At 51.0% G+C, this 7,137-nt stretch carries 3 protein-coding genes; 1 reads left to right on the plus strand and 2 read right to left on the minus strand.

Going from position 1 to position 7,137, the window contains the following annotated elements; all coding sequences use genetic code 11:
- Positions 1-154: 154 nt before the first annotated feature.
- Both AAC022_RS26930 and AAC022_RS26935 read right to left on the minus strand, forming a co-directional pair.
- Positions 155-1,630 carry a DUF1501 domain-containing protein gene (locus tag AAC022_RS26930; protein ID WP_339736395.1) on the minus strand — a complete coding sequence of 492 codons (1,476 nt, stop codon included), beginning with the start codon at positions 1,628-1,630 and terminating at the stop codon, positions 155-157.
- A gap of 89 nt (positions 1,631-1,719) precedes the next feature.
- Positions 1,720-4,929 carry a DUF1553 domain-containing protein gene (locus AAC022_RS26935; protein WP_339736397.1) on the minus strand — a complete coding sequence of 1,070 codons (3,210 nt, stop codon included), beginning with the start codon at positions 4,927-4,929 and terminating at the stop codon, positions 1,720-1,722.
- 641 nt (positions 4,930-5,570) lie between these two features.
- Here AAC022_RS26935 and AAC022_RS26940 point away from each other — a divergent pair.
- Positions 5,571-6,992 (plus strand): RtcB family protein, encoded by a 1,422-nt coding sequence (locus AAC022_RS26940; protein WP_339736399.1) that lies wholly within the window; start codon positions 5,571-5,573, stop codon positions 6,990-6,992.
- Positions 6,993-7,137: the final 145 nt, after the last annotated feature.

Here is a 7,137-nt window from a genome sequence, read left to right on the forward strand (position 1 = left end):
ATCGGAAAAAAGACTCTGATTCAACATAAAAAAAGTAAAGTAAGTACCATTCGGCTAGCGCCATTCCGCTCATAAAGATGGAGCTTGCATGAAACAATGGGTCTTCTTTTCTGTGATCTCCTGATCGCTGCTCTCGGCCTGTTATATTTTTTCTTTACGCTAGAATTTCATTGACGGGGTGATGATCTTCGACGCCGGTCAGGCGTTGGTCGAGTCCCTGGAATTTGTAGCTGAGTTTTTTGTGATCGATCCCCAGACATTTTAGAATCGTGGCGTTGAATTCGTGAATATGCACGGGTTTGTCGACGATGTTATAGCTGAAGTCATCGGTGGTCCCATGCACGAGACCAGGTTTGATGCCACCTCCTGACATCCAGATGCTGAAGCAGCGCGGGTGATGGTCGCGTCCGTAGTTTTCGCGTGTCAGTTTTCCCTGACAGTAAACGGTGCGACCAAATTCTCCGCCCCAGACGACCAGCGTGTCATCGAGCATGCCCCGTTGTTTCAGGTCTTTGACTAACGCGGCGGCCGGTTGGTCGATGTCTTTGCATTGCTTGGGTAAGTCGCCCGCGATATTGGCGTGTTGATCCCAGCCTCTGTGGAAGATTTGCGAGAACCGTACTCCTCGCTCTGCCATGCGGCGGGCGAGCAGACAGTGATACGCGAATGTGCCGGGCTTATGCACTTCGGGGCCGTACATGTCGAGTGTGGCTTTGGTCTCTTTGGAAATGTCGGTCAGTTCGGGAACGGACGTTTGCATTCGGAAGGCCATTTCGTATTGTGAGATCCGTGTTTGGATTTCGGGATCACCGATGGCATCGAATTCGTTCTGATTTATTTCTGCCAATGTATCCAGCATCCGTCGTCGCAATTTTGCTGAAACGCCGGGAGGGTTGGACAGAAACAGAACAGGGTCGCCTTTCGAGCGGAGCGAAACGCCTGCATATTTACTGGCCAGAAATCCGCTGCCCCACAGGCGGTTATAAAGTGCTTGCGCTTGCTGACGACCGGACCAGGTTGAGGTTAAGACAACGAATGAGGGAAGGTTTTCATTCATGGAACCCAGGCCGTAGCTCAACCAGGAACCAAGGCTGGCGCGGCCCGGCAATTGGTTGCCGGTGCAGATATAGGTGATGGCGGGGTCATGGTTGATCGCTTCGGTCCAGAGTGACCTGACGATGGCGATGTCTTTGACGATTCCGGCGGTATGTGGCAGGAGTTCGCTGACCCAGGCTCCTTCACCACCGTTGTCGTGTTTTGTGAATTTGAATTTGGAAGGTGCCAGCGGGAACCGGGACTGACCAGAGGTCATTGTGGTCAGTCGCTGTCCTTTGCGAACTTCTTCGGGTAGATCTTTATCAAACAGTTTATCCAGTCCCGGCTTATAGTCGAGTGTGTCAATCTGCGAAGGAGAACCTGCCATAAACATATAGATGGCGCGTTTGGCTTTAGGAGCAAAGTGCGGAATTCCCGGCAGTCCTCCGGCGGCCTTCATTTCAGCAGGTGCCGCCTGTAATGGCTGGTGACCTGATTCCAGCGAGGCCAGTGCAGCCGTACCGAGCCCTAATCCGCCCGTTTTGAAAAAATGGCGTCGGGAGATAAGTGAGAGACGTTCCTGAATTGGATTCATGACATTACCTTGTGATTTCTGTTGATTCTATTTTGGGCTATCTATTTAGACCAGAGTTCGTTCAGTCGAGAATTCCCTCATCAATGTCATTAGTTTTTGCTGAGCACTTCATCCAGATTCAGGATCAGATTGGCCACCATGGTCCAGGCAGCCAGTTCCTGTGGGTTCAAGGTTGCATCAGGTTTGGATTCACCAACGGCAATCAATTCTGTTGCCGCTTTCGGATCTGATTGATAGTGTTTCAGCATGTCCTGAAATGTGTTTAAAGTGAGTTTCATATCTGCCTCAGCCATCGGTTTGGCTGTTGCCAGTGTGTAAGCAAATTGAATGCGTTCTTCGGGAGACTTACCCCCTTCTTTCATCATTCGCTGACCGAGTGCGCGAGCTGCTTCGAGATATTGTGGATCATTCAACAGCAATAATGCCTGAAGTGGCGTATTGGTGCGTTCTCTGCGCATCGTGCAGGCTTCGCGACTGGGGGCATCAAAGGTGGACATCTCCGGTGGTGGGGAAGTGCGTTTCCAGAAGGTATACAAGCCGCGACGGAAGACTTTGTCGGGACCTGCATCTTTTTTAAAGCGGACCGTATTCGAACCGGAATATCCGACGGCGTGCCAGAGGCCATCCGGCTGTGGTGGTTTGACACTGGGGCCGCCGACCGTGGGGACGAGTAAACCACTGACTGCCAATGCCTGATCGCGAAGCGTTTCTGCATCGAGACGAAAACGTGGTCCGCGAGCGAGCAGGCGGTTCTTCGGATCTTTCATGTAAAGGGCAGGAGTCACGTTCGAACTTTGTCGATAGGTGGCTGACAGTAAGATTTGTTTCATAAAACGTTTGATATCCCAGTGATGTTCCTGGAAGTCGACAGCTAACCAGTCGAGCAATTCAGGATGAACGGGAGTCGCTCCCTGGTTGCCAAAGTCTTCACTCGTTTCCACAATGCCGATACCAAACAGTTGCTGCCAGTAGCGATTCACGGCGACGCGCGCGGTCAGCGGATGGTTGGGAGCGACCAGCCATTTGGCCAGTCCCAGGCGGTTGACGGGCCATTCGGCTGCCATTTTGGGAAATTGCGCTGGCGTCTTTCGGGCGACTTTCTCCCCTTTCTGATCGTACTGGCCTCGTTTCAAATCAAAAGCATCCTTGATCGCTTTCCGTTCGCGGAAGACCAGGGTTGTAGGCAGAGACTGTGTCAGTTTTTCTTCCTGTGCCTTCACCTGAACTTTTTGGGCGAGTACTTTGCGGTATTCCGAATCGAATTGATTCAAGTAGTACTGCCGCAATAAATCGGTCTGTTGTGGTGTGCGTTTCTCAGCCGCCAGTTGCAGAACCGGGTTGATCTGTTTGTCGAAGAAGACCTGATTGACTTCGGTTTCAGATAATTCATGATCGAAGATTCGGAATTCGTCAACGAACCCGTTGGTCAAATGGGCTTTGGTGCTGGAGTGTCCCAGAAGCAGTGTGGCGGAATTCAGTGGCGTCGTATTCTTGAACGAGTCTGAAGAGATTGTCAGTTCAGAAGATTTGCCATCGACATAAACGGCGACGCCTTGTGCTTTGGCTGAGCCATCGTAAGTCACACAAACATGATGCCACTGGTTGGGGTTGATTTCATTGTTTTTGGTCTGGACCTGAACGGCATAACCGGGCCAACGGTCGATGAGCCGCACGCTGAGACTGCGATTTGTGATTTGCAGATCGTAGCCACGTTCCCGTGAATTGGGATTTAAGCTCGAAACAATGGGGCCAGAAGTTTTGCCATTGGTTTTGACCCAGATCGCAAAGCTGAAGGGAGTGGCTTTGTTAAATTGTCCGGTCTTACCCAGATCCAGATAATTTGCGGCAGTGAATTGGAAGCCGTTTCCGAATTTGCCAGCGGTCCAGGCAGGTTTGCCTTTGACGGTCGCTTTGTTTTTCGGATTGGTCTGATCGACACCAGAGGTGCCTTCTTTTTCGTCAAGGTTAAATGAAGCCAGTAATCCGCCGGGCAGAGGAGTTGACAGGTTCGGATCGCTGCCGGTTTTCTGGATTTGCTGTTTCCATTGCAGCCAGGATTGGAATGCCGGTTCGTTGGCTTTGATCCGGTTGTTTCCCTGCTGGTCCAAGGCTACCAACTGATCTTGATACGCTTTGAGTTGTTTTGATTGTGCGGCGTTGGGGACTCTTAATGAAGGGGGGGAGTCCTTGATGTTTCCATCCATGGCCGGGCCATCCAGATTATTGAAGAACGCGAACATCTGATAAAATTCGGTTTTTGTGAAGGGATCGAATTTATGGTCATGGCAGACGGCGCATCCCAGTGTTAAGCCCATGAAAGCCTGGCCGGTGGTTTCGACCCGGTCGATGACATTGCGGACATAGACTTCTTCCGCGATGGAGCCCCCTTCATTGGTGGTGACGTGACAACGGTTAAAACCGGTGGCGATCTGTTGATCCATTGTGGCGTTCGGGAGCAAGTCACCGGCCAGCTGTTCGATTACAAATTGGTCATAATGCAGATTCGTATTGAAGGCTTTGATGACCCAGTCCCGGTAAGGCCACATTTCACGGTAGTTATCCAGGTGCAGACCGTGCGTGTCGCCGTAGCGGGCAATGTCTAACCAATAGCGAGCCATGTGTTCGCCGTACTGCGGTGATTCCAGCAGGCGATCGATTACTTTTTCATAAGCCTGGGGAGACTTATCGTTCACAAATGCTGCGACGTCTGTCGGTTTGGGGGGCAAGCCGGTCAGATCGAACGTGACGCGTCTGATGAGAGTCCGTCGGTCTGCTTCGGGAGACGGCTTTAAGCCTTCTTTTTCCAGTCGTGACAGAATGAATTGATCAATGGGAGTCTGAGCCCAGTCCGCTTGTTTGACGGGGGCTGCGGGTGTTTTTTTCGGTGTGACAAAGGACCAGTGATCCTGCCAGACAGCGCCTTCCTGAATCCAGCGTTTGAGCAGGGCTGTTTCTTCGGCCGTCAATTCTTTGCCACTCTCTTCTGGCGGCATTTTGAGGTCGGCATCGGTTGTTGTGATGCGGGTGATGAGTTCGCTTTGTTTGACGTTGCCGGGAACGATGGCCTTGTGCCCGTCGAGGTCAGCAAAGGCGCCTTCTTTTGTATCAAATCGCAGATCGGCTGCCCGTTTTTTTATATCTGGTCCATGACATTGAAAGCAGTTTTGCGAGAGAATCGAACGGATTTTCGCAGGAGAGACTTTATCAGAATTCTGTGCCGGCACCTGATTCAGTGAGCAGCAGAAAAGAGTCAGGAACAGAGCAGGGAAACAGCGCTTGCTCAAACACACAAGAAGCATGACATTCACCTTCTGGATAGTAATTTTCAAGTGGATATTCAGCCACCTGGAGCGGTGACGTCTCAAGATCAACTTGTCAATGAATCTCTGGTGATACCTGTCCGACCGACAAGCCAAGTAGTTTGCAGCGGCGGTAGCTGAGCCACATGACTCAGCAGGCGGGATGGTAGTGTATTCAGGAACGGAGGAGCAGAGCTGTGGTTCCCGAATTCAGGTTCATCTCTTTATTCTAATCATCGCCAAAAGCCTTTGCAAGACGTCGATAATTAGAATTTGCCGTATCTTGTTGTGAATCAAATGTTTCGGTCAGGGTTGGAGTTACGCTGATCTGCGCAATAATGATGGATTTCAGGGTGGTTCTGACATCACTTTGGTCCTGCGATGGTTGGTTGTGTTTGAATCAATTTGGTGAGTACGAACGCTTGTGGATTTTACGTTGAAGTGTGCGTTATTGTTGGACTAAATTTGAAGCCTTCTGGCGGAGGGGCACGCACATGGAGTCTCGACGTCGTATGAAATGGATGAGCAGGTTGTTCGTTTTCGTTCGGTATTCATCAAGAAAGGGGAACCTGCCAACTCTGCTTGTGTCCACTGAGAACAAATCGTGATAGGATTAAAGTTGATTACTAAGGAGAAGCGAGATGAATTCTCGACAGTTGCTGAAAATCGGTGTTCCGCAATATTGTTTGAAGACAGCGAAAACAGCGATTCAGAACAAAGTAGCCGAAGAAAAAGCAAACGGAAAAGGATCCGGTGCAGGGAAGGTACGAGGTAAAGAACTGAAGGAGCTGGTTCAAGCTGTGGTCGCACGACCTGAAGAGTTTCTGGAAGATCTGTCCTTTCGACAGTTGGCTTTGGAACTGATTGAAGATAATCAAGAAGAAGTCTTCGAGCCAATCAAGTACCAGACCTGGGGTAAGGATGGCATCGATGAAGGTGCGTTCTCACAGATGGACCTGGCGTGCCATGTTCCTTCTGCACGGGGTGCGGCTTTGATGCCTGATGCTCACATCGGTTATGGTCTGCCTATCGGCGGAGTTCTGGCATTGGAAGATGCGGTGATTCCGTACGCAGTGGGTGTGGATATTGCGTGCCGCATGAAGTTGTCGGTGCTGGATATTTCCGTTGCTGCGCTGTATCAGAAGCCACACCAGTTTGTGGATGCGTTGAATCGGGGAACCGTATTCGGCGTGGGTGTTGCGCATGAAAAACGGCAGCATCACGGAGTGATGGATCAGGACTGGACGGTTTCAAAAGTGACACGTGAGAAGAAGGACCGCGCCTGGAAGCAGTTGGGGTCTTCGGGATCTGGTAACCACTTCGTCGAATTTGGTGTGTTGACTTTCACAGAAGCGGACGCCGAACTGGGATTGGAAGCGGGAGAATACGTGGCGCTGTTGAGTCATAGCGGTAGCCGGGGCGTCGGTGCTGCGGTGTGCAGTACGTATTCTTCCATCGCACAGGCGCGTTTGCATAAACGTCATCATAAACTGGGCCGACTGGCCTGGCTGGAAATGGATTCGGAAGCAGGTCAGGAATACTGGGCGGCGATGAATCTGATGGGCGAGTATGCGGCTGCGAACCATGCGGTGATTCATCAGAACGTTGCTGAGCTGTTGGGAAGTAAGGTGATTTCCGGTGTTGAGAATCATCATAACTTTGCCTGGAAGGAAGAGCATGATGGCAAGGAAGTTTACGTGCATCGCAAGGGGGCAACTCCTGCGGCTGTAGGAGAACTGGGTGTGATTCCCGGTTCGATGGCCGATCCAGCGTTTGTGGTGCGTGGAAAAGGAAATCCAGCAAGCTTGAATTCAGCATCGCATGGTGCGGGGCGTTGTATGTCTCGTAGAAAAGGAAAGGATAAATATCGCTGGAATGCAGTGCGAAATGATCTGGCGAAACGCGGAATCACTGTGATTTCTGCTGGCGCGGATGAAGTTCCAGGCGTGTATAAAAACATCATGGAAGTCATGGCGGAACAGCAGGATCTGGTGGATACTGTGGCCCGATTCGATCCGAAAGTTGTGAAAATGTGCGGCGATGGAAGCCGCGCAGAGGATTGACTCGGATTAAAAAGATGAACCCAGGCAGGTGAGAACATTGTTTCTGACCTGCCTGTTTTTGTTTCAGATCACCGGGTCGCACCGAATTACATTCGGTGTTGTCGTAAGGCAACGGGAAACTGTCAGAGCACTCGTACGATTATCA

It is taken from the genome of uncultured Gimesia sp., assembly GCF_963976445.1.
GTDB lineage: Bacteria > Planctomycetota > Planctomycetia > Planctomycetales > Planctomycetaceae > Gimesia.